The 26,136-nt window shown below is 62.2% G+C and carries 22 protein-coding genes; 15 read left to right on the top strand and 7 right to left on the bottom strand.

Annotation, left to right across the window (positions count from 1 at the left end; genetic code table 11):
* Nucleotides 1-16: 16 nt before the first annotated feature.
* On the bottom strand, nt 17-700 hold the full coding sequence (locus P9875_RS15825) for a hypothetical protein (RefSeq protein ID WP_158300109.1): 684 nt from the start codon (nt 698-700) through the stop codon (nt 17-19).
* Between the two features lie 234 nt (nt 701-934).
* Here P9875_RS15825 and P9875_RS15820 point away from each other — a divergent pair, with 234 nt between their 5' ends.
* The 9 genes from P9875_RS15820 to P9875_RS15780 all read left to right on the top strand — a co-directional run bounded on the left by P9875_RS15820 (nt 935) and on the right by P9875_RS15780 (nt 11,650).
* Nucleotides 935-3,142 carry a TonB-dependent receptor gene (locus P9875_RS15820; protein ID WP_278315873.1) on the top strand — a complete coding sequence of 736 codons (2,208 nt, stop codon included), beginning with the start codon at nt 935-937 and terminating at the stop codon, nt 3,140-3,142.
* A gap of 98 nt (nt 3,143-3,240) precedes the next feature.
* Complete coding sequence (locus P9875_RS15815) at nt 3,241-4,116, top strand: hypothetical protein (protein ID WP_278315872.1); 876 nt, start codon at nt 3,241-3,243, stop codon at nt 4,114-4,116.
* An 82-nt stretch (nt 4,117-4,198) separates the two neighbouring features.
* On the top strand, nt 4,199-5,326 hold the full coding sequence (locus P9875_RS15810; protein ID WP_278315871.1) for a sensor histidine kinase: 1,128 nt from the start codon (nt 4,199-4,201) through the stop codon (nt 5,324-5,326).
* Nucleotides 5,327-5,501: 175 nt separating this feature from the next.
* Nucleotides 5,502-6,956, top strand: a complete 1,455-nt coding sequence (locus tag P9875_RS15805) for a circularly permuted type 2 ATP-grasp protein (protein ID WP_051958520.1) — start codon at nt 5,502-5,504, stop codon at nt 6,954-6,956.
* Nucleotides 6,950-7,894: an alpha-E domain-containing protein gene (locus P9875_RS15800; protein WP_278315870.1), complete on the top strand. Its 945-nt coding sequence runs from the start codon at nt 6,950-6,952 to the stop codon at nt 7,892-7,894. Before P9875_RS15805 ends, P9875_RS15800 begins: the two co-directional genes overlap by 7 nt.
* Nucleotides 7,894-8,703 (top strand): transglutaminase family protein, encoded by an 810-nt coding sequence (locus P9875_RS15795; RefSeq protein ID WP_225241264.1) that lies wholly within the window; start codon nt 7,894-7,896, stop codon nt 8,701-8,703. The genes P9875_RS15800 and P9875_RS15795 overlap by 1 nt, the downstream gene beginning before the upstream one ends.
* Nucleotides 8,704-8,793: 90 nt before the next feature.
* Nucleotides 8,794-9,672, top strand: coding sequence for a peptidase (locus P9875_RS15790; RefSeq protein WP_225241263.1), 879 nt, complete (start codon nt 8,794-8,796; stop codon nt 9,670-9,672).
* 108 nt (nt 9,673-9,780) lie between these two features.
* Nucleotides 9,781-11,121 carry an alpha/beta hydrolase gene (locus tag P9875_RS15785; protein ID WP_099401921.1) on the top strand — a complete coding sequence of 447 codons (1,341 nt, stop codon included), beginning with the start codon at nt 9,781-9,783 and terminating at the stop codon, nt 11,119-11,121.
* A 103-nt stretch (nt 11,122-11,224) separates the two neighbouring features.
* Nucleotides 11,225-11,650, top strand: a complete 426-nt coding sequence (locus tag P9875_RS15780) for a Fur family transcriptional regulator (RefSeq protein WP_099401920.1) — start codon at nt 11,225-11,227, stop codon at nt 11,648-11,650.
* Nucleotides 11,651-11,656: 6 nt separating this feature from the next.
* On the opposite strand, the gene P9875_RS15775 is transcribed toward P9875_RS15780, so the two are convergent.
* Genes P9875_RS15775 through zigA form a run of 4 tightly spaced genes read right to left on the bottom strand, consistent with a single transcriptional unit; the run spans nt 11,657 to nt 15,264 of the window.
* On the bottom strand, nt 11,657-12,175 hold the full coding sequence (locus P9875_RS15775; protein WP_278315869.1) for a GNAT family N-acetyltransferase: 519 nt from the start codon (nt 12,173-12,175) through the stop codon (nt 11,657-11,659).
* Nucleotides 12,176-12,219: 44 nt separating this feature from the next.
* Nucleotides 12,220-13,008, bottom strand: a complete 789-nt coding sequence (locus P9875_RS15770) for a hypothetical protein (RefSeq protein WP_278315868.1) — start codon at nt 13,006-13,008, stop codon at nt 12,220-12,222.
* The gene (locus tag P9875_RS15765) at nt 13,005-14,018 is read right to left on the bottom strand and encodes a CobW family GTP-binding protein (RefSeq protein ID WP_278315867.1); all 1,014 of its coding nucleotides are present in this window, start codon (nt 14,016-14,018) and stop codon (nt 13,005-13,007) included. Before P9875_RS15765 ends, P9875_RS15770 begins: the two co-directional genes overlap by 4 nt.
* Before the next feature lie 19 nt (nt 14,019-14,037).
* Nucleotides 14,038-15,264 carry a zinc metallochaperone GTPase ZigA gene (gene zigA, locus P9875_RS15760; RefSeq protein ID WP_278315866.1) on the bottom strand — a complete coding sequence of 409 codons (1,227 nt, stop codon included), beginning with the start codon at nt 15,262-15,264 and terminating at the stop codon, nt 14,038-14,040.
* A 399-nt stretch (nt 15,265-15,663) separates the two neighbouring features.
* On the opposite strand from zigA, the gene P9875_RS15755 reads away from it, so the two are divergent.
* From P9875_RS15755 to P9875_RS15735, 5 genes are all read left to right on the top strand, one after another.
* A complete protein-coding gene (locus P9875_RS15755; RefSeq protein WP_278315865.1) occupies nt 15,664-16,308 on the top strand; it encodes a hypothetical protein in 645 nt (214 codons plus the stop codon).
* Between the two features lie 91 nt (nt 16,309-16,399).
* On the top strand, nt 16,400-17,446 hold the full coding sequence (locus P9875_RS15750; RefSeq protein WP_278315864.1) for a hypothetical protein: 1,047 nt from the start codon (nt 16,400-16,402) through the stop codon (nt 17,444-17,446).
* 96 nt (nt 17,447-17,542) lie between these two features.
* A complete protein-coding gene (locus P9875_RS15745; protein WP_278315863.1) occupies nt 17,543-19,645 on the top strand; it encodes a bifunctional 2',3'-cyclic-nucleotide 2'-phosphodiesterase/3'-nucleotidase in 2,103 nt (700 codons plus the stop codon).
* Nucleotides 19,646-19,701: 56 nt separating this feature from the next.
* Nucleotides 19,702-20,406, top strand: coding sequence for a tetratricopeptide repeat protein (locus P9875_RS15740; RefSeq protein ID WP_278315862.1), 705 nt, complete (start codon nt 19,702-19,704; stop codon nt 20,404-20,406).
* A gap of 281 nt (nt 20,407-20,687) precedes the next feature.
* Nucleotides 20,688-22,124 (top strand): catalase, encoded by a 1,437-nt coding sequence (locus tag P9875_RS15735; protein ID WP_219309131.1) that lies wholly within the window; start codon nt 20,688-20,690, stop codon nt 22,122-22,124.
* A gap of 91 nt (nt 22,125-22,215) precedes the next feature.
* On the opposite strand, the gene P9875_RS15730 is transcribed toward P9875_RS15735, so the two are convergent.
* Nucleotides 22,216-22,548 carry a hypothetical protein gene (locus P9875_RS15730; RefSeq protein WP_278315861.1) on the bottom strand — a complete coding sequence of 111 codons (333 nt, stop codon included), beginning with the start codon at nt 22,546-22,548 and terminating at the stop codon, nt 22,216-22,218.
* Between the two features lie 159 nt (nt 22,549-22,707).
* A complete protein-coding gene (locus tag P9875_RS15725; RefSeq protein WP_278315860.1) occupies nt 22,708-23,886 on the bottom strand; it encodes a hypothetical protein in 1,179 nt (392 codons plus the stop codon).
* A 284-nt stretch (nt 23,887-24,170) separates the two neighbouring features.
* On the opposite strand from P9875_RS15725, the gene P9875_RS15720 reads away from it, so the two are divergent.
* On the top strand, nt 24,171-26,135 hold the full coding sequence (locus P9875_RS15720; RefSeq protein ID WP_099402212.1) for a serine protein kinase: 1,965 nt from the start codon (nt 24,171-24,173) through the stop codon (nt 26,133-26,135).
* The last annotated feature ends 1 nt before the right edge of the window (nt 26,136 follow it).

Here is a 26,136-nt window from a genome sequence, read left to right as displayed (position 1 = left end):
ACATAGTCAGGTCGGCTCAACCGGGGCAAGGCACGCGTTTCACCTTGCCGCCCGTCCTGGCCGGATCGGCGCCGGAGCCGGGATTCTCGGCCATGCCATAGCAGGTGGCGCCGCCGGCGCTGACGACGCGCGTGGCGGGCCGGCCATCGGCCGTGAGGAATTCCTCCACGCGGATGACGGGGCCGCCGCGCCAGGCGGAGGCGACCAGCTTCTGGAAGGTGCTTTCGCTCTTCAGATCGGCGGAGGCCAGCCACGGCTGGTCTTGTTTGAGCTCGCCGCGCAAGGCCTTGTCGGCGGCGCCTGCGGCCAGCCGGGCGCGCGTGCGCAAGTCCGCCGCGGAAGGCGCCGTGGCAGGCGCAGCGGGAAATTCCTCGGCCGGCACGGTGATGGCCTCCACTATGACGGGAGATGGTTCGAGGATGGCGGACGGCGCGACGGGCGGTGCCGTTACCCGCGCGCGCGGCAAGGGAGCCGGCATGGGCATGGGCAAGGCCATCGGCGGCGTCTGCGCCATTGGCCGGGACGGCAGCAAGGTCATGAACGCCACTTCCGTGTATTGCTTGAGTTGCCGCGCCGGCAGCAGCAGAAAATACAGGCCCAGCACGTGCATGCACAGGATCAGCGCGACGGCCGCGCCTTTCAGGCTCAAGCCCTCCCGCATACGCATGGAAGCGGACTGTAGATGGTGGTGCAATGGCATGCGGTTTCCTGTGGGCGCGGGGCGCGGTGGTCCATTTTAGCGAAACTTGGATATGCGCATTAATAAATCCACAAGGTATCGTTTGGCGCGCCTTTTTCCGCCAGATTCCGGCACCCTGGCGTGCCCGGTGTTGTACGAATGGCGACTTTTTTGATCGCTTTGTCACACTTTCTCACGCGCTGCGCCACGCTGGAATATAATGATAATCATTCTCATTAATATCCAGATAACACCATGCGCACCTTCCACCTCGTCCCTACCCCGTTCGCCCTGGCCGCCTTCCTGCTGGCCAGCGCCGCCGCCCACGCCCAAACCACGTCCACCACATCTGCCGGCGACGCGCAAAGCATGCCGACCGTGGTCGTCAACGCGTCGGCAGATGCGTCGGCGGAAGGCTTGTCGAAGGCGTATGCGGGCGGCCAGGTGGCGCGCGGCGGGCGTATGGGCATCCTCGGTGCCGTGGACATGATGGACTCGCCATTCGGCAGCACCAGTTACACGCAGCAATTCATCGCCGACCAGCAAGCGCGCAGCGTGGGCGACCTGCTGCAAAGCGATCCGGCCGTGCGCATGTCGCGCGGCTATGGCAATTTCCAGGAAGTGTATGTGATCCGCGGTTTCGCCCTCGATTCGGACGACGTGGCCTACAACGGCCTGTATGGCGTGCTGCCGCGTCAATATGTATCGCCGGAACTGCTCGAAAGAGTGGAAGTGTTTCGTGGCGCCAGCGCCTTCCTCAACGGCGCGGCACCGGGCGGCAGCGGCATCGGCGGCGCCATCAACCTGATGCCCAAGCGCGCCGGCAACACGCCGCTGACGGAATTGACCGTGGGAGTGGAATCGGGCGGACACGCCTATGCGGCCATCGACGTGGCGCGCCGCTTTGGCGAAAACAAGGAATTCGGCGTGCGCGTCAACGCCGCCAAGCGCCAGGGCGAGACCGGCATCAAGCGCGAAGACCACGACGTGGGCATGTTCTCGGTGGGCCTCGACTATCGCGGCCGCAACTACCGTCTGTCGGCCGATGCCGGCTACCAGAATTTCGATCTGACGGCGCCGCGCCCCTCCGTCGCCATTGGCGCCGTGGCTGTACTGCCATCCGCTCCCGATGCGTCGAAGAACTTTGCCCAGCCTTGGAGCTATTCGAAGGAACACGATGTGTTCGGCACGGCGCGCGCCGAGGTGGACCTGGCCAAGGATGTCGTGGCCTGGGCCGCATTTGGCTCCCGTTCGACCAAGGAAGCCAATAGCCTGGCCGAGCCATCGTTGACCTCGAGCAATGGCGACGCCACAGTGTCGCGCTTCGACAATGCCCGCAAACAGGAGATCCGCACGGGCGAACTGGGCATTCGCGGCAAGCTCGTGACGGGCGCCGTCAAGCACACCCTGGTGGCCAGCTGGTCCGGGCACTGGAATGAGGCGAAGAACGCCTATGCCATCGGCGACAAGTTTGCCACCAATATTTATGCGCCGGTCAGCGTGGCCCCGCCGCCAACACCTTACACGGGCGGCATCATGAGCGACCCGCGCATCACCCAGAAAACCATCCTCAACAGCTATGCCCTGGCTGACACCATGGCCTTCATGGACGACAAGCTGCTGCTGACCGTGGGCTTGCGCCGCCAGCAGATCAAGGATGCCGGCTACGACTACAACACTTCGGTGCTGCAAGGAAAGGCCTATGACGAGAGCGCCACGACGCCCGTGGCTGGCATCGTCTTCAAGGCCAGCAAGGATGTGTCGCTGTACGCCAACTACATCGAGGCGCTGGTCAAAGGTCCGACGGCCACTGGAACGTATGTGGAAAACGGCCAGCAGCTCAATGTCGACAACATGGGCGACGTGTTTGCGCCGTACAAATCGAAGCAAAAGGAAATCGGCGTCAAATATGACGGCGGCAAGCTGGGCATGAGCGCCGCCCTGTTCAGCACGGCCAAGCCCTTGCTGGCCGTGGTCGGCAAGCGGGCAGAACTCGATGGCGAGCAGCGCAACCGTGGCCTGGAATTGTCGGTTTTCGGCACGCCGATGCAGGGCGTGCGCCTGCTGGGCGGCTTGACCTGGCTCGATGCAAAGCTCAGCAATACCGGCATGACCGAGAATAATGGCAAGAAACCCATTGGCGCACCGGAAACGCAGATGAGCGTGGGCGGCGAATGGGACGTGCCCGGCGCGCCAGGCCTGACCCTGAACGCCCGCACCATCTACACCTCGACGCAATACGCGGACCAGGCCAACACCAAGCAACTGCCATCGTGGACCCGCCTCGATATCGGCGCGCGCTACCTGACGCAAGTGGCAGGCCGTGACGTGACCTTGCGCGCCCGCGTGGACAACGTGACGGACCGCAATTACTGGTCGTCGGCCGTGTCGTCCTTCAATATCGGCTCGCTGGTGCTGGCCGCGCCGCGCACCGTGGTCGTCTCGGCCAGCGTGGCGTTTTAAAGGCCGCGCGCTCTGTCGCACCGCGAAAGCTGCCCTCGGGCAGCTTTTTTTTCGCGTGCGCGCCTGTGCCGCAAGCCGCGCTTGGGCGACAATGCCGCATGAAACGACTCCCTGCCCTGCTGCTCCTGCTCTGCCTGTCCCTGCCCGCTGCCGCCCAGAAGCAGGCCGCCTGCCCTTATGCTGCCTGGAAAAGCGGCTTCAAGGGCGATGCGCGGGCGCAAGCCACGTGCTTGCTGCGTCCCGTCAAGCTGTATGCGCGCCTGGGCGACAGCGCGCCGCTGCCGGCGTTTCTTGCCGCCCGCATCGGCCAGCGCACGGGCATCGCGCCGGCCCGGTTGCGGGCCTGGCTGGCGGAACAGGGGATCGCCGAGGCGGATGTGGGCGGCCCCGTCGACGCGCCATTGTCGCGCGCCGTGGGCCGGCTGGCCGCACCCATGGCCCGCTATTTCGTCATCCACGACACCAGCTACCCGAATTTTTTATTGGAACCCATTCCCGCCCACATCAACGACGCCAGCTGGGATTTCAACGATTTCAATCTACGCAACCCGGCGCTGGGCGGCGGTCCGAAAGGCCATGTCTACGTCAACCGCCTGGGCGGCTCCTTGCTGGTGCGCGACTTTGGCACGGCCAGCTACGCCAGCAAGCTGGAAAAGGACAAGCCGTCGCTGGCGGGCCTGTTCCTGCACGTGGAACTGGTGCAGCCGCGCCACTCCGTGCCCGGCGGCGGCAAGGGCAACGATGGACTGGCGCCCGATCCCGGTTTTACGCCCGCGCAATACGAGCGCCTGGCCCTGCTGTACATCGCCGCCAGCGTGCGCAAGGGCACGTGGCTGATCCCCGCCTTCCACGCCGTGCTCGATACGGGCTTTGCGAATGGCCATGACGACCCGCAGAACTTTTCGCTGGAGCAATGGGATACGGCCCTCAGCCATTTGAGCGCCATCATGACAGGCGCCCATACGCCGAATTGAGTATCACTGCACGCCGATTTGGGGGATACTGTACCTCCCGCTTTTTACTGCGCGGGTGCCGTGCTGTCGATGGAGAGCTGCGATGACCTATGCCTCTGACCAGAAAATGCACACGCTGGACATGCCCGCGCGCACGCGGCGGCTCTTCAGCATGCGCGATGCCGTGCTGACACAGTGGGAACACGAGGTGCGCGCCAAGGTACGCGGCGCCGACGCCTTGCTGACGCCCATCCTGATCAATACCTTGCCCACTTTCTTCGATAACCTGGCCGAGGCGCTGACGCCAGGCTATCCGCGCGACGATGCCACCAGCCATACCAATGCCCCTGCCGTGCACGGCAACGAACGGGCGCGCATGACCAGCTATGGCCCGGAGCAAGTGATCCAGGAATACCAGATCTTCCGCGACTGTTTCGCCGATGCGGCCCTCGACGCGGGCGTGCCGTTGCGCCGCCGCGACTGGAAGGTGATCAATGCCTCGATCGACACGGGCATCCGCGAAGCTATCCTGGAATTTACGGCCATGCATGAAAGCTTCCAGCGGCGCATCGCGGCCGGCCTGTCGCACGACATGCGCAATCCCCTCTCCGTCATGCTCAACAGCGCCCAGCTGCTGCAGCGGCGCGCGCAGCAGGTCGACGTGCCGGCCCTGGCATCGAAAATCATCGAACACGGCAAGCGCCTCGACGACATGATCCAGGAATTGCTCGATACGCTCAGCTACCACCGGGGGCAGAAACTGCCGCTGGTCTTGCATCGCTTCGATATCCTGCCGCTGGCGCAGCAGGTGGCCGACAGCGTGAATACGGGCCATCCGGGCAAGTGCCAGGTCACGGGCGCGTCCGTCACTGGCTGGTGGTGCGAAAATTCGCTGCGCCGGGCCCTGGAAAACCTGGTGGGCAATGCCCTCAAGTACGGCGACGACGGCCCCATCCATATCCACGTCAACACCCTGCGCGAACGCATGATACTCACGGTGCACAACACGGGCAGTACTATCGCGCCCGAGCAGACCGAGCGCATCTTCGAATACCTGCGCCGCGAACACCAGGGCAGCGCGCCCGGCTGGGGCATCGGCCTGCCCTTCGTGCAAAACGTGGCGGAAAGCCATGGCGGCAGCGCGCTGGTCGACAGTGCGCCGGAAACGGGCACCACGTTTACCATCGACCTGCCCGTCGATTGCCGTCCCTTCGTCACGCCGGACGCCTGATTTCACCCGCCGCGCGCCCCATAGCCCGGCAAAATCGACACCGTAGCGCACCAAAGCGGTGCGGATGACGGTTTTACGCCACAAAAATGGTCATTTTTTACACACTTTCGGGTGTGCGGCATTGGCACGCTTCCTGCTGAGCTATAGTCAGACACGGCTCAAGGGAAATCACAACATGGCAAATTTTTTCAATGAAATGACTGCAAATGAAGTGGGTACGGACAGCAAGGTACGTGAACACTATCGTGAATTCAGCAACTGGCTGGAGCAGCAATCCCCCGAGACCATCGCCCGCAAACGGGCTGAAGCCGACCTGACGTTCCGCCGGGTCGGCATCACGTTCGCCGTCTACGGCGACGATGCCGGCACGGAACGCCTGATTCCGTTCGACACCATCCCGCGCATCATTCCCGCCACGGAATGGGCGCAGATGCAGACGGGCCTGGTGCAACGCGTGCAAGCCTTGAACATGTTTATCCATGATATTTATCATGAGCAAAACATCATCAAGGCGGGCATCATTCCCGCCGAGCAAATCTACAAGAATGCCCAGTACCGCCCGGAAATGCAGGGCATTTCCGTCGCCTCCGACATCTATGCCCACATCGCCGGCGTCGATATCGTGCGCGCGGGCCAGGGCGAATTCTATGTACTGGAAGACAATCTGCGCGTGCCGTCCGGCGTGTCCTACATGCTGGAAGACCGCAAGATGATGATGCGGCTGTTCCCGGAACTGTTCGCCCGCAACCGCATCGCGCCCGTCGACCATTACCCAGACATGCTGCTCGACAACCTGCGTTCCGTCGCCCCTATGGGCGTCGATGACCCGACGGTCGTCGTCATGACGCCCGGCATGTACAACTCCGCCTACTTCGAGCACGCCTTCCTGGCCCAGCAGATGGGCGTGGAACTGGTCGAAGGCAAGGATTTGTTTGTCAACGACAATTCCGTGTACATGCGCACGACGCGCGGGCCAAAACGCGTGGACGTGATCTACCGCCGCGTGGACGACGATTTCCTCGATCCGCTGGCCTTCCGTTCCGATTCCTCGCTGGGCGTGCCGGGCCTGCTGTCCGTGTACCGCGCCGGCCGGGTGACCCTGGCGAACGCCATCGGCACGGGCGTGGCCGACGACAAGTCGATCTATCCTTTTGTTCCCGACATGATCAAGTTTTACCTGTCGCAAGAGCCGATACTCAACAACGTGCCCACGTACCAGTGCCGCAAACCGGCCGATTTGTCCTACGTGCTGGCGAACCTGGCGCAACTTGTCGTCAAGGAAGTGCATGGCGCGGGTGGCTACGGCATGCTGGTGGGGCCGGCGTCCAGCCTGGCGCAAATAGAGGACTTCCGCCAGCGCCTGCTGGCCAATCCGGGCGGCTACATCGCCCAGCCAACACTCGCCCTGTCCGCCTGCCCCACGTATGTCGAGGCCGGCATCGCACCGCGCCACATCGATTTGCGTCCGTTCGTGCTGTCCGGCAAGACGATTTCCATGGTGCCCGGCGGCCTGACCCGCGTGGCGCTCGGTGAAGGCTCGCTGGTGGTCAACTCCTCGCAAGGGGGCGGCACCAAGGATACCTGGGTACTGGAAGCCACATCCGCTTTTGCAGGAGAGAAAACATGTTGAGCCGCACCGCCGATCATTTGTTCTGGATGGCCCGCTACACGGAGCGGGCGGAAAACACGGCGCGCATGCTCGACGTCAACATGCAAACGGCCATGCTGCCCCAGTCCGAGCAGGACGCGGAGCAAGGCTGGCGCGCCACCCTGGGCATTTCCGAGCTGCAAAGCGCCTACGACCACAAGTATGGCCGCTTCCACACGCGCGACGTGCTCGACTTCATGGTGCGCGACCCGAACAACCCCTCGTCCATCCTGGCCTGCCTGACGGGCGCGCGCGAAAACGCCCGCGCCGTGCGGGGGACTTTGACGACAGAAGTGTGGGAAATCCAGAACGCCACCTGGCTCGACATGCAGAAACGCTTGAAAAGCAATCTGCTGGAAACGGATCCCAGCGCCTTCTTCGAATGGGTCAAGTACCGCTCGCATTTGTCGCGCGGGGTCACTTTAGGCACCATGCTCAAGGACGAAGCCATCCACTTCATTCGCCTGGGCACCTTCCTGGAACGGGCCGACAACACGGCGCGCATCCTCGACGTGAAGTTCCACGGCGCGCGCGACACGTCGAAAGACATTACCCAGCGCGACTTTTATTACTGGGCAGCCCTGCTGCGCTCGGTGTCCGGCTTCGAGATCTACCGCAAGGTCTACCGCGACGTGATCACCCCGGCACGGGTGGCGGAATTGCTGATGCTGCGCGGCGACATGCCCAGGTCGCTCCTGGCCTGCATGGATGACGTGGTGGAAAACCTGAAACATATCCGCAACGATGTCTCGGCCGATACGGAGCGCTTCGCCGGCAAGCTGCACGCGGAACTGAAATTCGGCCATATCGACGACATCATGAAGGCGGGCTTGCATCTGACCCTGACGGAGTTTCTGGAAAACATCAATGACCTGGGCAACCGGGTCAGCCGCGACTTCCTCGTTCCCTTGGCGGCCTGATGCAGCTCACCATCCGCCACGAAACCGAGTACGCCTACAGCGCACCGCTGGCCTACACCATCCAGCAACTGCACCTGACGCCGCGTATCGAGCCGCAGCAGCGGGCATTATCCTGGCAAATCACGACGCCGGGCCAGTGCCACGCCTACACGGATGCTTACGGCAATCTGTCGCACATGCTGACGATTAACGGCAGCCATCACTCCCTGAGCCTGGTGGCGCAGGGCGTGGTGGAAACCATCTACCCGCACAAGGGACGGCTGAACCTGATCGATACCCTGTCGCCGCTGCTGTTTACCATGCCGACGCCGCTGACCCTGGCCAATCCCGCCATCCTCGACCTGGCGGCCGCCAGCCTGCCGGACCAGCGCGTGACCGCGGGCACGGGCCATCTGCTGCGCCTGGCCGAGCACATCGTTGGCAAGGTCGCGTATGAAAGCGGCGCCACCATGGTCACCACGACGGCTGGCGACGCCCTGGCCCTGGGACGCGGCGTATGCCAGGACCACGCCCACCTGTTCCTCGCCTGCTGCCACGCCTGGGGCATCCCGGCCCGCTATGTCTCCGGCTACATCGATCCGGGCACGACGGGACACGCGGCCAGCCACGCCTGGGTCGACGCGTGGGCCGAGGACACGGATTTCGCGGGCTGGGTCAGCATCGACGTCACGCATGCGCGGCTGATGACGGATGCGTATTGCCGCCTGGCCATCGGACGCGACTACGATTCGGCCGCGCCCGTGCGCGGCGTGCGCCAGGGTGGCGGCACGGAAACGTTGAGCGTCGATGTGCAGATCGTGCCCGTATAACTGGCAGGAATGAGGCTGGCTGGGCCTTGGCAGCAGGTGGCAAGGCCCGGCTGGTGTAAAATGCTTCCCCTTTTGATGTGATTTACGACGATGACTTATTGCATAGGCATGCGCCTGAACGAAGGCCTGGTCTTCCTGTCCGACTCCCGCACCAACGCCGGCGTGGACCAGGTGGGCACCTTCCGCAAGATGAGCGTGTTCGAAAACCCGGGCGACCGCATGCTGGTCCTGATGACGGCCGGCAACTTGTCGATCTCGCAGGCGATCCGCCAGATCGTTTCCGAACACGTGGATGCGGAGGGACGCAGCATCTGGAACGTGGCCAGCATGTATGACGCGGCGCGCATCGTGGGCGAAGCCGTGCGCACCGTGCACCTGCGCGAAGCGAAGGCCCTGGCCGACTGCGGCATCGATTTCAACGTCAGCATCATCCTGGGTGGCCAGATAGGCGCCGAGCGCTGCCGGCTGTTCCAGGTGTATTCGGCCGGCAATTTCATCGAATCGCACGATGAAAACACGTATTTCCAGATCGGCGAAGCCAAATATGGCAAGCCCATCATCGACCGGGTCATCAATCCGTTCACGCGCCTGGACGAGGCGGCCAAGTGCGCCCTCATTTCCATGGATTCGACCCTGCGCTCGAACATTTCCGTCGGCTTGCCGCTGGACCTGCTCGTCTATGAGACGGGCAGCCTGGCCGTCACGCGCTTCGTCACCATCGATGAAAAGAACCAGTATTTCCGCATGATCCGCGACACCTGGGGCGAGCAATTGAAACATGTGTTCGAAGGCATCGTCGACCCCGTGTGGAATGCGGCGCCCGAGACGACGACGAACGTGCTGTCGTCCGCCAATATGCACAGCAAGCCCGTGCGCGTCGCCATCCCCGAGCACGTGAGCCGCGGCGGCCTGACCGTGGCGCCCCTGCAATCACTGGCGCAGCAGTTCAGCGACGACAAGCAGCATTGAGCGTTGACAGGCCCGCTGCGCGCGCCGCTGGACAAGTCGCTTTTCGCGTGCTTTTATGGCAATATGGGTTGACATTTAATCCAGACTGACCTGAAAGGCAGGTGGCGCATGGACTTGATCACTTCCGCTGTGGTGGCAGCCATCGGGCATGGCGCGCCCGGCCACGCGCCTGAAGCCGTCGCCAGCCATTATCAACGGCTGAAGCAGGCCATCACCAGGTTCGACGGCGCGGCCGCCATCCTGGCCGCCATCGCCGCGCTGGAAGCCGAGCCTGCAAATAGTCAGCTGCAACTGGCCCTGTCGGCCGCCCTGTCCAGCGCGAAAGTGCCGGACGACATGGAAACCCTGTTTGCCGCGCAAGGCTTGCTCGATGCGCTGCAGCGCCCTTTCCCCCAGGCACCCGAAGTGGAAGCCGTGCCCGCCCCGGCCGATAAAAGCGCCGTCGTCTCGAATTATGCGGTGGTCAAGGTGTATTTCGCCACCGACCGCCAGCGCGATGTGGGCAAGCCGCCGGCCCAGCGCTTCAGCGGTGAACGCAACATCATGAGCGGCAATGGCCCGCTCAGCTATGGCAGCTGCGACGTCAGCATTCCCCGTGACCACCGCATGGGCCAGCTGGAATCGCCATCGCTGTGGCGCCTGGAGTTTCGCGACGACCCGACCAAGCACGTGGTGCTGCTGTCGGCCGAGGTGCAGGACCGCGACAATTTCTTTGCCGCACTCAAAACGCAGATCCGCGCCTCGGCCGATAAAAGCGCCTTTGTCTTCGTGCACGGTTACAACGTGAGTTTCGAGGATGCGGCGCGGCGCACGGGACAGATGGCCTACGACCTCGGTTTCGATGGCGCGCCCGCGTTCTACAGCTGGCCGTCGCGCGGCGAGGTGGCCGGCTACACCATCGATGAAAACAATATCGAGTGGAGCACGCCCCACCTCACGGCCTTCCTGGCCGACTTTCTTGCCAGCACGGAGGCGGCGCAAGTCTATCTGGTGGGACACAGCATGGGCAGCCGGGGCCTGACGCGCGCCGTGGCCGACTTGCTGGCCGCGCAGCCGCAGCTGGCGCAAAAGATCACGGAAATCATCCTGTCCGCGCCCGACATCGACGCCGCCATCTTCAAGCACGATATCGCGCCGAAACTGGCCGGCGCGCGCAACCCCGTCACCCTGTATGCCTCGTCGCAAGACCTGGCCCTGGCCGCCTCGAAAGCCGTGCACGGCTACGCGCGCGCGGGCGACAGCGGCGCCGGCATGCTGATCGTGGCGGGCGTGGAAACCATCGACGCCACCGGGGTCGACACGAGCTTCATGAAACACATGTATTTCGCGGAAAAGCGCTCCGCCCTGTCCGACATGTTTTATCTGATACGCAACCATGCGCGCGCCGACCAGCGCTTTCTCGACCCCGTCGACACGGTGGCCGGCCGCTATTGGACGTTCAAACCGTGACGCCGTTCCATCGGGAGCGGCACGCATGCTAAGATACGGCCCAGAGGGTGGCAACGGGCACGGCGATGACGCCGCCAGCCGATCCCCCGCAAGCAGGCCTATCATGTTGACAACATCTTCTACACCGCAAGCCGAATCGCTGATCCGCAACACCAACGCCCGCGTCACCAAGACGCGCGTGAAGGTGCTCGACTTTTTAATGGCGCAAAGCCGTTCGCTGACCCACCATGAAATCCAGCAGGCGCTGTCGCAGGACAGCGACATCGATTCCGTCACCCTGTACCGGGTGCTGGAATGGCTGACGGAAAATGAACTGGTGCACCGCATCGCGGGCGCCGACCAGGTGTGGCGCTTCAGCGCGGGCGCCGGCCACCAGGCGCACGAGCACGCGCATTTCCAGTGCACCAAATGCGCGAACGTCACCTGCTTCAATGAAGTCAAGCTGCCGCCGCCCGTGCTCTTGCCGGAAGGCTTCAGCGGCGGCGAGGTCGATTACCTGATCAAGGGCCTGTGCCCGCGCTGCAAATAGCGGGGGTTACCTGAGCAGCAAGGCCAGGTGATGCTCGTCATAAAATAGCTCGCCCACGCGCATCGAGCGCGGCTCCGTGCCATACGCGATAAATCCCAGCGATTCATACAGGCGCAAGGCGGCATTGTTTTCCGCATTCACGCTCAAATGCACTTGCATGACGGCAGGGTCCGTCTCGGCCTGTTCGATGCAGGCGTTCACGAGGCGCCGCGCCACGCCCTTGCCCCGCTGCGTCACATCGACGAACACGCCCCACAGCAAGGCCTTGTGCGACAGTTGCCGCATGGATTCGCGCCGCAAGCCGGCAAAGCCGACCAGGCGTTCGCCATCGAAGGCACCGAAAGCCCTGTGCAGCGGGCCGCCGGCGATGCGCTGCGCATGTTCTTCCGGCGTGCGCGCCAGCTCATCCTCGCGCGACGAGGAAAACGAGCTGGGCGAATCAAGGATGGCGCGCAGGCGCAGCGCGCAAAAGGCGGTGGTGTCGGCTGGCGTCAGCAGGCGAATGACGATCTCGGGTGCGGGCATGGTGGAATCCGGCAGTTTTTTTCCATTATACCCACGCCACTGCCTCAGGCACGCACGCGGCGCAAACCCAGCAAGGTCCAGCCGTACAGGGCCGCCATCAGCAATACCATGGCCGCGCCCAGCGCCGCCGTCCAGCTTTCCGGCAGCGACCATGCGGAGTCAAACTTGCCTGTCGCCATATAGGTCGCCATGGCCACGCAGATGGCGACGATGGGCCAGCCCAGGCGGCGCCGGAAGGCGCGCACGATATCCGCCTGCCCCGTGCGCATGACCTTTGCCGTGACCCAGCCATCGAAGGTATCCGTCACGCCCATGCCGACGGCAAACACCAGGCCCGTCAGCAAGGCTGGCTGCATGCCGCCCAGCGCAACGGCCGCGTAGCCCCAGGCGGCCGCCTGCAGGGCCGTGTCGAACACCAGCGCGAACAGCATGCCGACGAGGATGGCGGCCAGCGGCCCCGATGCGCCCCGCAGCGACCGTGGCAACAGCCGTCCGCGCACCTCGGCCAGTTGCGCCCCGGCCAGCAAGCTGCGCGCATTCATGCCAGCGATCAACAGCAGCAAGGCGATGGGCAGCCATTCCAGCCAGCCGAACACGGCTTCAGACGGTGTAAATTGCTGCGACGCCACGGCGGCCAAGGCCACGATGGCCAGCACGGTAACGCCATGGCCCAGCGCAAACAGCGCCCCCATCCACGGCGCCCAGCGCGGCGCTGCGGCCTGGCTGCGCAAGGTCAAGCCATCGACGGCGGCCAGGTGGTCGGGTTCCAGGCCATGTCGCATGCCAAGCAGAAAGATCAGCGCCAGGGCGGGCAAGCCCGCTTCCACGCTCATGCGGCCACCTCGACGGGGCTGTCCGCCGTGGCCAGCGCGACCACGCAACGGTCCAGGCCCCGGATCAGCATATCCTGCGGCAAGTCGCGGCCGATAAAAATGATCTTGCTGGCGCGCGTCTCGCCATCGCGCCACGGCGCGCCCAGTTCCGAGCCCATCAGCATATGCACGCCCTGGAAGACGGCGCGGCATGGCAGGTCGGCAACATACAAAATGCCCTTGTAGCGCATCAGCTGGGCACCGAACAGCTGCACCACGGCATCAAGAAAATTTTCCACCTGCAGCAGATTCAGGGGCTGGGACTGGTGGTAGACGAACGATTGCACGCCGTCGCCATGGCGGTGGCCCAGTTCCCCCAGGAAATCCGGCTCCAGCTCGACGATGGCGTTCAAGTTGAAACCGCGAATGTTCAGGATGTCGCGCAGCGGCACATTGCCAAAGCTGACTTTCTGTATGCTGGCACGGCCATTGATGGCGACCAGCCGCTGGCGCAGCGCGGCCAGCTCGTCCTTGCTGACCAGGTCCGTCTTCGACAGCAGGATGCGGTCGGCAAAGCCGACTTGCTCCTGGGCTTCCTTGTGCGCCGTCAATTGCTGCTGCGCGTGGCGCGCGTCGACCACCGTCAAAATGGCGTCGAGCATGTAAAACTCGCTGATTGACGGTTCCGCAAAGAAGGTTTGCGCCACGGGTCCTGGCGCGGCCAGACCCGTCGTTTCGATGATCACATGGTCGAACCCGATGGTTCCGGCTTGACGCCTGGCGTGCAGTTCGCCCAGGATGCGGATCAGGTCGCCGCGCACGCTGCAACAGATGCAACCATTGTTCATTTCCACGATCTGCTCGTCGCTGTCTTGCACCAGCAAGCCATGGTCAATGCTTTCGGCGGCGAATTCGTTTTCGATCACGGCGATGCGCATGCCGTGATCGCCCTGCAATATGCGCTTGAGCATGGTGGTTTTCCCGCTGCCGAGAAAACCCGTGATGATGGTGACGGGGATCAGTTCTGTCATAGTGCTTTCCTGTTGATGGTTAATCTTCGAGTTCTTCCATGCGCTGCCATTGGGGAAACGGGTCGGGCAGCTTGCGCCAGGCGGCCATGCCCTGGCGCGTTTCCGTGTAGTTGAGTTGACATTTCTTTAAGTCCGCCTCGATGGCGGCCTGGTCCATGTCCTGGCCGATGAAGACGAGCTCCTGGTAGCGGTCGCCATACGTTTCGCTCCAGCCCGCTTTAACTTCCGCCAGCGAAGCCGCGTCTGTTGGCCAGCGCTCCTTCGGTACGGAGGCCCACCACAGGCCCACGGGTTCGATATTCATCAGCTTGCCCGCGCCGGACAGACTGGCCACCCATTCGGGACGGCTGGCCAGCCAGAAATATCCCTTGCTGCGCACCACGCCCTTGATCGGCTGGGCAATGTAGTCATGCAGACGCTGCGCGTGGAACGGCGCTTTCGACCGGTACACAAAACTGCTGATGCCATACGTGTCCGTTTCCGGCGTGTGGGTGCCAGCCAGTTCCTGCGCCCAGCCCGGCATGCTGGCCGCCTGCTCCAGGTCGAACAAGTTCGTGCCAAGGATGGCGTCCAGCGGCACGACGGACTGGTTGGTTTCGATGATGCGGGCGCCGGGATTGAGGGCTTTGATGACGGCCAGCACGCGCAGGCGCTCGGCCGCATCGACCATGTCGACCTTGTTGAGGACGATGACATTGGCAAATTCGATCTGTTCCGTCAGCAAGTTGGCCAGCTGGCGATCGTCGCCCTCGCCCGCGATTTCGCCGCGCTGCTCCAGGCTGTCTTCGCTGTGGAAATCGGACAGCAGGTTGGCGCAGTCGACGACGGTGACCATGCAGTCGATGCGCGCCACGTCATTCAGGCTGTCGCCGTGCTCGTCTTCGAAGTCGAAGGTGGCGGCCACGGGCATCGGCTCGCCCACGCCCGTCGATTCGATCAGCAAATAATCGAAGCGGTCTTCCGCAGCCAGGCGCCGCACTTCCAGCAACAGATCGTCACGCAGCGTGCAGCAGATGCAGCCGTTGGACATTTCCACGAGTTTTTCTTCCGTGCGTGACAGGGCCGCGCCAGCCGCTTCGGCGCTGTCTTTCACCAGCGAAGCGTCGATATTGACTTCGCTCATGTCGTTGACGATGACGGCCACCCGCTTGCCTTCGCGGTTGCGCAAGATGTGGTTGAGCAAGGTGGTCTTGCCGGCGCCGAGAAAGCCGGACAGGACGGTGACTGGGAGTTTGCGCTGGGTCATGGGGATTCCTTCGGCTGGCTGAGTTGCTGAGTTGGCGATGGTCGCATTAATGCAAATGAATTGCGTTTTCAAATTATAATGCAACCAACTTGCATTTGTGTGGCGATCTTTGTCTGCCACCGTGAAAAAGAGGAATCCATGCGCTCCCAGCAGGATCAGGATCCCGGCCCTCGACGTGCTAGAGTGCAAGCTCGTCGGCGATGCCATCGAAGTAAGCGCATGGCGGCTGAACTGTTGTCGGCAGCCCCTGGATGATGCGATGAAGACTGCTTCTGCCCCTCGTGCAGACATACAGCCGTGCTTCTCAGCCGCGCGGCCGCGTAAGCATCACATCGGCTGGCTTCGATTGTATTAGCCCTTAGCAAGCCGCTCTTAACTATTTTATTCTCGCCTGGCCCAATGAAAAAAATACTGATAATAAGCCTGCTCGCTCTCATCTCCATATATGCTTTTAAGCAAATGATTTACAACCCCTACATATGGAAACAAACCATTAACAGCCCTGAGCATAAATTGCAAATTGGAAGTTTTATTTTCAACAAAAGAACAGGGGTCAATGGTGGAAGCCAAAGCATTCAAACGGATCATTTCATTTTCAAAGTAATAGAGATCAATGGCGATCATGTCCGGCTTTCTGTTGTCAGGCAATTGTCGAAAAATAATACAATTTCACAATCCGACTTCTCGACCACAAAAGAGCATTTTGAATATTTAAAAAAACATATCAATGAAATTACAGTTACAGGAATATTAACAAGAGACTTATTCGTGGGAAATTATGAGCCATATACCATGAATGATTATTTGCTGAAGAAATATCCTTCATTGGAAAAATCAAGGTATTACTTCGAAGATATCCCTGAAGATATGAAAAATTTGCCGTTACCGACAGACCATATCAAACTACTGGATTATTTTAGTTCAATCTATTCCAAAAAAGAAATTATTGAAAATGGCAATCTTGTACTCTGGGTTTTAAATAATAGCGGCAATCCTGAATTAGCCAAAAACTCAGCAGAAGATATAGATTTGATACAAAATTAGATTTTTGTCGCGCTTGATCAATTGTGCTTGCATGGGGCGTGAAGATGCTCCATCTTGCCGCAGTTCAATTTTCACAATCACCAAGGAATCGATGTTCTTACGCAACTCCACAAGGCTTCTTGCCGTACTTGTTTTGATGATGGGCAGTGCCATTGCCGCAGACATACAAAAGCCGATCCAGCACTATCTTTACTTTAATCACCGTGAACTGCACGGGGAAAACATCCGCTCGGATAAAGCGTTAAACGATCCCCGCTTCCGTGGCGCGCAAATCGTCTACACCTGGCGCAGCCTGGAGCCACAACAGGACCGGTATGATTTTGCGGCGATCCGCCACGACATCGCCCATCTCGATTCAATCGGCAAAAAACTGTGGATACAACTGCAGGAAAAATCCTTCACGCCGCGCCATAATGTGCCGGCCTATTTGCTCAGCGATCCCCTATATCAGGGCGGCATCATCAAGCAAAGCATGCTCTCGGCGCCGGAGCGCGACCCGCACAAACCGGTGACGGATGATGAATACGGCTGGTCGCCAAAGATGTGGGAACAACCGGTGCGCGACCGTTACCAGCGCTTGATCCGGGCGCTGGGCCAGGAATTCGACGGAAAAATCGAGGGCATTAATTTCAGCGAAAGCTCGATCGACATCGGTGTCGAGGACAGTAAAGGAAATACGATTTTTCCCGATGATTTCAAGCCGCAACAGTATGTCGATGCCATCAAGGAAAACATGCGGGTGCTGGCCGGCGCCTTTCCTCACACCACCACCATGGTGTATTTGAATTTTTTGCCAGGTGAATGGTTGCCGTGGAGCGACAAGGGTTATATGCGCAGCGTGTTTGCGCAAGCGCAAACGCTGCAGATGGGCGTGGGCGGCCCCGACCTGATGCCGTATCGAAAAAGCCATATGGGCCAAAGCTACGGCTTCATCAAGGACTATCCGGCCGATCTGGTCAAAGGCATGGCCGTGCAAGACGGCAATCTGCGCCAGATCAATCCCCGCACCGGGAAAAAAAACTCGGTCGAGGATGTCCTCGACTTTGCCCGCAACTACCTGGGCCTGGACTATATTTTCTGGGTGGAGGATGAACCATACTTCAGCAATGAGGTGCTGAAAAAGCTGCCGGCGCATTGATACGCCGGCACGACGCCATGCGCCCTGCCACACTGTCATGGTGGCGTCATATGCAGGCGTTACAGTCGCGTCCTTTGAATCTCTCCGAGGGCGGTAATGAAAACAAATTGGGTCATGCTGGCGGCGCTGACAAGTGCAGGTCTCGTTGCTTGCAACGGCAGTTCGAATACCCCGGCGGCGCCGGCCATTCCCGAAGGCACGACAGTCACGGTGGCATTGCTGGAAACCACCGATATCCACTCGAACGTCTTGAGCTATAACTACTATGCGCTGGCCGAAGACACCAGCCTGGGGCTGGAGCGCACGTCGACCCTGATCCAGGCGGCGCGCACGGAAAATCCGAACAACGTGCTGCTCGACGATGGCGACGTCATCCAGGGCACCCTGCTGGCCGACCTGCAGGCCGTGGCCGCGCCCGTTCCGTGCAGCGGCACGCTGGCCGTGCACAAGGCCATGAACGCGCTGAAATACGATGCGGGCGGCATGGGCAACCACGAATTCAACTATGGCTTACCCTACCTGAGCCAGATCACCAACACGGATTTCGGCATACCCGGCGTAGCCAAGCCAACGGGAACGTGCGGCGCGCCAGCCTTCCCTTCCGTGCTGAGCAATGTCGTCGGCGTCTCCAGCGGCAAGCCGATTTTCCAGCCCTATACCCTGCTCCCGCGCGATTTTACCGCCACGGCGCCCGATGGCAGCAAGCTGACCGTGAAAATCAATGTGGGCGTGCTGAGCTTTGTGCCGCCGCAAATCCTCGAATGGGATCAGAAAGTGCTCGCTGGCAAGGTCAGTGTGACGGGCGTGCAGGAAGCGGCGAAACAATACGTGCCGGAATTGCGCAGCAAGGGCGCCGACCTCGTCGTGGCCCTGTCGCACGGCGGCCTCGATACCACTCCCTACAGCCCGAAGATGGAAAACGGCAGCTATCACTTGACCAGCACGGGCATTGACGCGCTGATGATCGGCCACTCGCACTTGATCTTCCCGAAAGGCAAGGAAGAAGGCGCGGCCGCGCTGGACGCCTCGTTCGCCGCCTTCCCCGCCAGCGCCAAGATCGATGCCGAGAACGGCTTTGTGAACGGCGTGCCGACCGTCATGGCGCAAAGCTGGGGCCGCCGCCTGGGCATCATCAAGCTGACGATGGCCTATCAGGGCGGTAAATGGGTGGTGCAGCCGGCCAAGACAACGGTGGAATCGCGCGGCTTCAAGTATACGGATGGCAAGACCCTCGTGAACGCCGACCCGGCCATCGCGCCGCTGGTGGCCACCGAGCACGCAGCCACCATCGCCTACGCCAAGCAGCCGCTGGGTATCAGCACGGATTTCGAGATGTCCGCCTATTTTGCGCTGGTGGGGGACGTGAGCGCCATCCAACTGGTCAACCAGGCGCAGCTTGATTACGTGAAAAATTTCATCGCCACCAGCACGGACGCGACCTTGTCCAGCTACAAGAACATCCCCATCATCTCGTGCAGCGCGCCATTCAAGGCGGGCCGCAACGGGCCATCCGACTTCACGGATGTGGCTGCGGGCGCTTCCCCTGCCGCACCGGTCGGCTTGCAAGTGCGCAATCCGGGCGACCTGTATTTATATAGCAATAACAACCTGCAAGCCGTGAAAATCAAGGGATCGGACTTGAAGGCCTGGCTGGAAACGTCGGCCAGGCAATTCAACCAGATCGACCCGGCCAGCGGCGCCGAGCAAGACCTGGTGCCGTCGTATGCCACGATCTATAACTATGACGTGTTTTATGCGGAAAACAATGCGCTGACGTACCAGATCGACGTGACGAAAAAGCTGGGCAGCCGCATCGTCAATCTCACGTACAAGGGCGCGCCAGTGGCCGATGGCGATGACTTCATCGTTGCCACCAACGACTACCGCGCCGGCGGCGGCGGCGCCGTGCCGGGCATCGATGGCAGCAAAACCATCATCAAGTCGCCCGATGCGAACCAGGCCGTGGTCAGCAACTACCTGGCGTCGCTCAGCACCAAAGGCGGCAAGGTGACCCTGGCGGCGAATGGCAGCGCGCGTAGCTGGAGCTTCGTCAAGACGGCCACGGCCGGCCCCGTGATCCTGCGCTCGGCGCCGGGCCATCTGGCGCTGGCGCAAGCGAGCGGCATCGCTAACGTGGCGTCCGAAGGCGGCCTCGACGCCAGCGGCTTTGCCAAGTACCGCATCGACCTGAGCAAATAAGGTCCATGGGCCGGAACTGCCATGGTTCCGGCCTGTCTTGATGAAAGCTGATCAATATGAAACATGCACTCTCCCTGCCCGCCATCGTGCTGGCCACTGTGCTGGCCACTGCCCTGTCCGCCTGCCAGTCGTCGCCGCCACCCACGGCGGCCGAAATCGAAGCCGTCGCCATGCATGCGCGCCAGGCGGGCGACCAGCAGGCCGAACGCAAGGTACGCGGCTGGGCCAGCAAGGACATGCCCGTCGCCGAGCGCGAACTGGCGCTGATTTACCAGCCCCGTCCCGAACGCCGCGCCGAGGCGCTGGCCCTGTTTGAACAGGCGGCCCGCGCGGGCGACACGGAAGCGGCCTTCGAACTGGGCCAGATGCTGCGCGCCGCCACGCCGGCCCAGGCCTGGCTGTGGTACCGGCAAGCGGCGCAGCAAGGCCATGCGAAGGCGGCCCTGATGCTGGGCTTGCTGGCGGCGAATGGCGAAGGCGTGCCGCAAGATCCCGTGATCGCCGCGCACTGGCTGGACAAGTCGAGCGAACTGGGCAATCCACACGCCATGTTTTTGCTCTACAACGCCTACCGCGAAGGCCGCGGAGTGCCGCGCGACCTGGCCAAGGGTCACGAGCTGCTGGAAGAAGCGGCCCACCACGAATACCCGCCCGCCCTCCAGGAACTGGCCATGACGGTGCAGGCCGACGACGCCCTGCGCGCCGGCCACCTGATGAAGGAAGCGACGGAGCACCGGCACAATAACTGGAACAAGTTTTAGAAACTGGGCAAAAGGCCAGTGGCGCGATCAAGACCTGCCTTTATATACTTGCAACTTGCAAGCGTGCGGGAGCGGCAGGCATTGAGCGCTTATGATGCAAGTACGCCGCCTGAGCTTGCTCGGGCGGCGTGGCAAGCCATCCCGCACAAAAAAGTTTACACTGGTTTGCATTTTAGAAATTTTACTCTGGACCAGCCCGGTGAGTGTTCATTCAACCCAGCCAGTGCTTGAGTAGCGCCGGTGCGTCCATTGCTCTGCCTAGCCATGAAAGAAAGAGTCCAATGAAAAAGCTGACCACCGCCTTTGGCGCGCCTGTCGTCGACAACCAGAACATCCAGACGGCCGGTCCACGCGGCCCCGCCCTGCTGCAAGATGTGTGGTTCCTGGAAAAGCTGGCCCACTTCGACCGTGAAGTCATCCCCGAGCGCCGCATGCATGCCAAGGGTTCCGGCGCGCACGGCACGTTTACCGTCACGCACGACATCACGCGCTACACGCGGGCGAAAATCTTTGGCGAAGTGGGCAAGAAAACGCCGATGTTCGCGCGCTTTTCCACGGTGGCCGGCGAACGGGGCGCAGCGGATGCGGAACGCGATATTCGCGGCTTCGCCCTGAAGTTCTATACGGAAGAAGGCAACTGGGACCTGGTCGGCAACAATACGCCCGTGTTTTTCATGCGCGACCCCTTGAAATTTCCCGATCTGAATCACGCCATCAAGCGCGACCCGCGCACGGGTTTGCGCAGCGCCAACAGCAACTGGGATTTCTGGACCTCGCTGCCCGAAGCCCTGCACCAGGTGACGGTGGTGATGAGCGACCGTGGCTTGCCGCGCAGCTTCCGCCACATGCACGGCTTCGGCAGCCACACTTTCAGCTTCCTGAATGCGCAAAACGAGCGTTTCTGGGTCAAGTTTACCTTGAAAACCCAGCAAGGCATCCAAAACCTGACGGACCAGGAAGCCGAGGAACTGGTCGGCAAGGACCGCGAAAGCTCGCACCGCGACCTGTACGAAAGCATCGAAAACAAGGATTTCCCCCGCTGGACCCTGTACGTGCAGATCATGCCGGAAAAAGAGGCAGGCACGTATCACCTCAACCCCTTCGACCTGTCGAAAGTATGGCCGCACGGCGACTATCCGCTGATCGAAGTGGGCGTGCTGGAACTGAACCGCAATGCCGACAACCACTTCGCCGAAGTGGAACAGGCAGCCTTCAACCCGGCCAACGTGGTGCCAGGCATCAGCTTTTCGCCGGACAAGATGCTGCAAGGCCGGCTGTTTTCCTATGGCGACGCGCAGCGCTACCGCCTCGGCGTCAACCACAGCCATATCCCCGTCAACGCACCGAAGTGCCCGTTCCACAGCTACCACCGCGATGGCCAGATGCGGGTCGACGGCAACATGGGCGGCACCCTGGGCTATGAACCGAACAGCGAGCAGGAATGGGCCGAGCAACCGGACTTCCGCGAGCCGCCGCTCAGCATCGAGGGCGCGGCCGACCACTGGAACCACCGGGTCGACGAGGATTACTATTCGCAGCCGCGCGCCCTGTTCCGCCTGATGAGCGCGGCGCAGCAGCAAGCCTTGTTCGACAACACGGCGCGCGCCATCTCGGGCGCCTCGGAACAAGTCAAGCAACGCCACATCGGCAACTGCACCCTGTGCGACCCCGCCTATGGCGCGGGCGTGGCCGAAGCGATCGGCCGCCTGAGTAAATAAGGCAGCCTGAAAGTGAATCCGGATGGCCTGGCAACGGGCCTTCCGCCGCAGCCATCCGCGGCATGAGGCCCAAGCTGCCAGGCCAGCTTGCCTACCAGCGCTGGATATCGATCTGGCCCGTGATGCTCGTTTCCACCGGATAACCTTCGACCTGCAACGGTACGCGCCGCTTGACGGACGAGTCGCGCAGGTACACGACGAGTGCCTCCTTGCCCACGGCCGTTTGCCCCACGCTGACGCCTTCCACGCCATCGATGGCCATCAGCGCCCGCTCGTTGCGGCGCTTTGCCGCTTCCAGGCGGCCCTGGGGCGCGGCAGGGGCGTACTGTCCCATGCCCTGTCCAGGGGTCTCATCCGGCAAATACGGCATGGCGGCGTCCTCGAAGACGGCAGATGGCGATTGTGCGAATTTACTGTTTGACATGACAGACCCTCCTGATGCCTTCCATGATACACCCGCCCATCCGGCGTTGCAGCACGCTTCGCCAGCCCGAACCAGGCGTGGCGGCGTCCCTTGCCCAAGATCATCATCGTGCAAAAAGTGGCGTTATGCAAGGCGCCTCGCCTGGTCTTGAAAGCGTGCTCAGGTGTACAAATTGATGTCGAGCGCCACCACCACGCGCCGCATCTGGTTGGCAAAGGTGATGTTATTGCCGCCCGCAAACAGCAGACCGACGGGATTGCGCTGCTGGTTCCAGGTCCAGATGGACGAGCCGGAGTCGCCTCCCGCGCTGAACGCCCCGCTCACCCCCGTGATGGCGATCTGGTCCTGGAACAGCGCGATCCTGCCGCCGCCGTAATTGACGTTGATGGTGGCGCCCAGGCCCGTGATACGGCCCTGCGTCAACTGCGTCGTGCGGCCGGACTTGCCGACCATCATGCCCAGCGCGGGCGCCACCAGCGCATTGCTGATGCGGAAGTAGGCGGGCACCCCGCCGCTCAGGTAGACCAGTTCGGGACGCACCCTGTCTGGCCAGGCCCAGCCGGTGGCGCAATCGACAAAATTGACGCCGCCGCTGAAATTGATGGGCACGAAGCGTTCAAGCACGGCCACCTGGTCTTGCGGGCAGCGGCCGCCGTCGATGGGGCCAGGCTGCACGATGCAGTCGTTGAACACGCCGCCATTGGAATTGGCCAGCACGTGGTTATTGCTAAGTATCATCAAGCGGCTGTTGCGCGGCGCGCTGCGCCCCACGGCCAGGCAGCCGATGGTGCCGGCCGTGATGCGGAAATGCCCGACGGACACGCCGCCCGGCGCCGGACGCAGGCGGAAACGGTGCGGTTGCGCATCGATCACGCCCGTGACGACGATGTTGACGGGCACGTTGTCGCTGGCCACGGCGCGCACGCCCATGGCTCCCACGATGGCGGCCTTGGCGCGGTCGACGGAAGTGGGCTCGGCCACGTACAGGGTCAGGGCCGGCAAGCCTGGCTCGCCGGACGAGCTGTCGCTGGCGCCCTCGCCCAGGCCGATGGACACACCCTGGATATTGCCGCCGTCACTGAAGGCGTCGGCCGCGCGCACGCCGGCCGCCTGGGAAATGGACTGGCGCATGCCGTCTTCGATGCTGCGCTTGATTTCCAGCAATTCCATGCTGACGCCGCTCAAAGCGTCGGGCACGTCCGAGACGGACGCGCTCTCGATCGTATTGTCGTCTTCGCCGGGGGCGGAAAATTGCCCGACGGCCTCTTCATCATCCGCGCTTTGCCCCCTGCCGCTGCCGCCAGGCGGGGCGCTGAAACCATTCTCGTTACCTATCATGATGTTCTCCTCGTTGGTCATTTCGAAGCACCAGTGTGGGCGGGCTGCGCCGGCCGGTATTGATCTGGATTGAACCGCGCCGACACATGGCCGCCCTTCCTGCAAGGGCGAGCGAGGATCAAAATAGTTCCGTCGTCTGGGTTGAGCGAGATCAGGCGTGCGGCCAGAGGCTGCGCCGTATACTTGACTGACAGGCTGGAACCGGGCCTGCTCCACGGCTGCTCCACGGCAGCAACGGTATGGATGGGGAAACAATGACGAGCCCTGGTATGACACGCCAAGACATGACACGCCAAGACGACGCGCCCGCGGGCGAGCAGGCAGGCCAGCATGCCGGTTTTATGCACGGCATGGCGGCCTGGGCGGAAAAACACCGCATCAGCCCCTGGCGCGGCAGTTTCGCCGACTTCATCGAGCAGATCCTGCCCGGCCGCGCCGCCCTGCTGACGCGCAGCGCGCACCAGTACCTGTGGGACATGATGCGCTGGAACGGCCAGACGGACGACGCGGGACGTTTCCGCTGCCGCCTGTTCGACGACGAGCTGTTCGGCATCGACGAGGCGATCGACCGGGTTGCCGCCTACTTCAAGGCGGCGGCTGCCGGCTCCGAGGTGGGCCGGCGCATGCTGCTGTTGCTGGGGCCGCCATCGGGCGGCAAGTCGACCATGGTAATCCTGCTCAAGCGGGGGCTGGAAGAATACAGCCACAGCAGCGAAGGCGCGCTGTACGGCATCGCCGGCTGTCCCGTGCACGAGTCGCCGCTGCATCTGGTGCCGCACAGCATGCGCGCCGACTTTCGCGCCAGCTATGATGCCGAGCTGCACGGCGAACTGTGTCCACACTGCCGCGCCCGCCTGGAAGAACAATATGCGGGCGACTTCCTGCGCATGCCCGTCGAGCGCATCCACCTGTCCGAGGCGGGCCGGTGCGGCATCGGCACGTATGCGCCGCACGATCCCACCACGGCCGACCTGGCCGACCTGGTCGGCTCCGTCGACCTGTCGAAAGTGGCGCAGTACGGCGACGAAGGCGACCCGCGCGCCTGGTCGTGGTCCGGCGCCGTGTATGCGGCCAGCCGGGGCATGCTGGAAATGATCGAGATCCTCAAGGTCAAGCGGGAATTTCTCTACCTGCTGCTGACCCTGACACAGGAAAAGAATGTCAAGGTCTCGCGCTTTCCCCTGATTTACCTCGACGAAACCATCCTCGCGCACACGAACCTGGCCGAATTTCGCAAATTTCTGCAAGAAAGCGAAAACGAGGCGCTGCTCGACCGCATGGTCATCGTGCAAGTGCCCTATACCCTCAACTACCGCGAGGAAGCGCGCATTTACCGCAAGCTGATCCTGGCGGCCGCACCCGCCTTCCGCGACGTGCACCTCGATCCGCACGTGCTGCATGCGGCGGCCGTGTTTGCCATCCTCAGCCGTTTGCCCGAAGGCGACGACAAGGAGGCCGAACTGGTCAAGAAACTGCGCGTGTACGCCAACGAAGACGTCGACGACTTGCAGCCGGCCGACATCCGCCGCATGCGCGAACGCGACAAATCGCCCGACGAGGGCCTGTCGGGCGTATCTCCCCGTTTCGTCATCAATGCCCTGTCGCACGCCATCATTTCAGCCCAGCGCAACAGCCTGTCGACCATGGACGTGCTGCTGGCCCTGAAGGACGGCATCGAAAACGATGCCCGCATCGAGCCCCGGCGCAAGCGCAAATGGGTCGATTACCTGGTGCTCACACGCAAGGATTTTTATAACCGCTGGGTCAAGGCCGATGTGCACAAGGCCCTGTTCGTGTCGTTCGAACAGGAAGCGCAAGACTTGCTGAACAAATATCTCGATGAAGTCGAAGCCATGCTCGACAACCGCCAGATCCGCGATCCCATCACCAGCGAAGAGCGTCGCCCAGACGAGCGCTTCCTGCGCGCCGTGGAAGAAAAAATCCACATCAGCGACTCGGGCAAGCAATCTTTCCGGCAAGAAGTGGTGCGCAAGGCCATGAGCGCCTTCAAGCGGGGCGAAGCGTTTGGCCTGGGCAGCCATGCGCAATTGCACGACGCCATCCAGCAATATCTGTTCGAACAGCGGCGCGACGTGCTGCGCCTGGTCGGCTCGGCCAAGCGCCCCGATGACGACGTGCGGGCCAGAATCTCCGCCGTCGAGCAGCGCCTGGTCGACGAATACGGCTATGACGCCCACAGCGCGCGCGAAGCGCTCAACTACGTGACCACCTTGCTGGCGCAGGAATAGC

Source organism: Janthinobacterium rivuli (assembly GCF_029690045.1).
In the GTDB taxonomy this organism is placed as follows: Bacteria; Pseudomonadota; Gammaproteobacteria; order Burkholderiales; family Burkholderiaceae_D; genus Janthinobacterium; species Janthinobacterium rivuli.
Note: the sequence above shows the minus strand (reverse complement) of the source record. Positions and strands in the feature narration are given on the sequence as shown.

Excerpts from the sequence above, each read along its gene's own strand:
- P9875_RS15775 (WP_278315869.1), bottom strand. The coding sequence starts at position 12,175 with ATGCCCGCACCCGAGATCGTCATTCGCCTGCTGACGCCAGCCGACACC.
- P9875_RS15785 (WP_099401921.1), top strand. The coding sequence starts at position 9,781 with ATGGACTTGATCACTTCCGCTGTGGTGGCAGCCATCGGGCATGGCGCG.
- P9875_RS15780 (WP_099401920.1), top strand. The coding sequence starts at position 11,225 with ATGTTGACAACATCTTCTACACCGCAAGCCGAATCGCTGATCCGCAAC.
- P9875_RS15810 (WP_278315871.1), top strand. The coding sequence starts at position 4,199 with ATGACCTATGCCTCTGACCAGAAAATGCACACGCTGGACATGCCCGCG.
- P9875_RS15740 (WP_278315862.1), top strand. The coding sequence starts at position 19,702 with ATGAAACATGCACTCTCCCTGCCCGCCATCGTGCTGGCCACTGTGCTG.
- P9875_RS15815 (WP_278315872.1), top strand. The coding sequence starts at position 3,241 with ATGAAACGACTCCCTGCCCTGCTGCTCCTGCTCTGCCTGTCCCTGCCC.
- P9875_RS15770 (WP_278315868.1), bottom strand. The coding sequence starts at position 13,008 with ATGAGCGTGGAAGCGGGCTTGCCCGCCCTGGCGCTGATCTTTCTGCTT.
- P9875_RS15720 (WP_099402212.1), top strand. The coding sequence starts at position 24,171 with ATGACACGCCAAGACGACGCGCCCGCGGGCGAGCAGGCAGGCCAGCAT.
- P9875_RS15745 (WP_278315863.1), top strand. The coding sequence starts at position 17,543 with ATGAAAACAAATTGGGTCATGCTGGCGGCGCTGACAAGTGCAGGTCTC.
- P9875_RS15790 (WP_225241263.1), top strand. The coding sequence starts at position 8,794 with ATGACTTATTGCATAGGCATGCGCCTGAACGAAGGCCTGGTCTTCCTG.
- P9875_RS15755 (WP_278315865.1), top strand. The coding sequence starts at position 15,664 with ATGAAAAAAATACTGATAATAAGCCTGCTCGCTCTCATCTCCATATAT.
- P9875_RS15750 (WP_278315864.1), top strand. The coding sequence starts at position 16,400 with ATGTTCTTACGCAACTCCACAAGGCTTCTTGCCGTACTTGTTTTGATG.
- P9875_RS15765 (WP_278315867.1), bottom strand. The coding sequence starts at position 14,018 with ATGACAGAACTGATCCCCGTCACCATCATCACGGGTTTTCTCGGCAGC.
- P9875_RS15730 (WP_278315861.1), bottom strand. The coding sequence starts at position 22,548 with ATGTCAAACAGTAAATTCGCACAATCGCCATCTGCCGTCTTCGAGGAC.
- P9875_RS15725 (WP_278315860.1), bottom strand. The coding sequence starts at position 23,886 with ATGATAGGTAACGAGAATGGTTTCAGCGCCCCGCCTGGCGGCAGCGGC.
- P9875_RS15795 (WP_225241264.1), top strand. The coding sequence starts at position 7,894 with ATGCAGCTCACCATCCGCCACGAAACCGAGTACGCCTACAGCGCACCG.
- P9875_RS15820 (WP_278315873.1), top strand. The coding sequence starts at position 935 with ATGCGCACCTTCCACCTCGTCCCTACCCCGTTCGCCCTGGCCGCCTTC.
- zigA (WP_278315866.1), bottom strand. The coding sequence starts at position 15,264 with ATGACCCAGCGCAAACTCCCAGTCACCGTCCTGTCCGGCTTTCTCGGC.
- P9875_RS15735 (WP_219309131.1), top strand. The coding sequence starts at position 20,688 with ATGAAAAAGCTGACCACCGCCTTTGGCGCGCCTGTCGTCGACAACCAG.
- P9875_RS15825 (WP_158300109.1), bottom strand. The coding sequence starts at position 700 with ATGCCATTGCACCACCATCTACAGTCCGCTTCCATGCGTATGCGGGAG.
- P9875_RS15805 (WP_051958520.1), top strand. The coding sequence starts at position 5,502 with ATGGCAAATTTTTTCAATGAAATGACTGCAAATGAAGTGGGTACGGAC.
- P9875_RS15800 (WP_278315870.1), top strand. The coding sequence starts at position 6,950 with ATGTTGAGCCGCACCGCCGATCATTTGTTCTGGATGGCCCGCTACACG.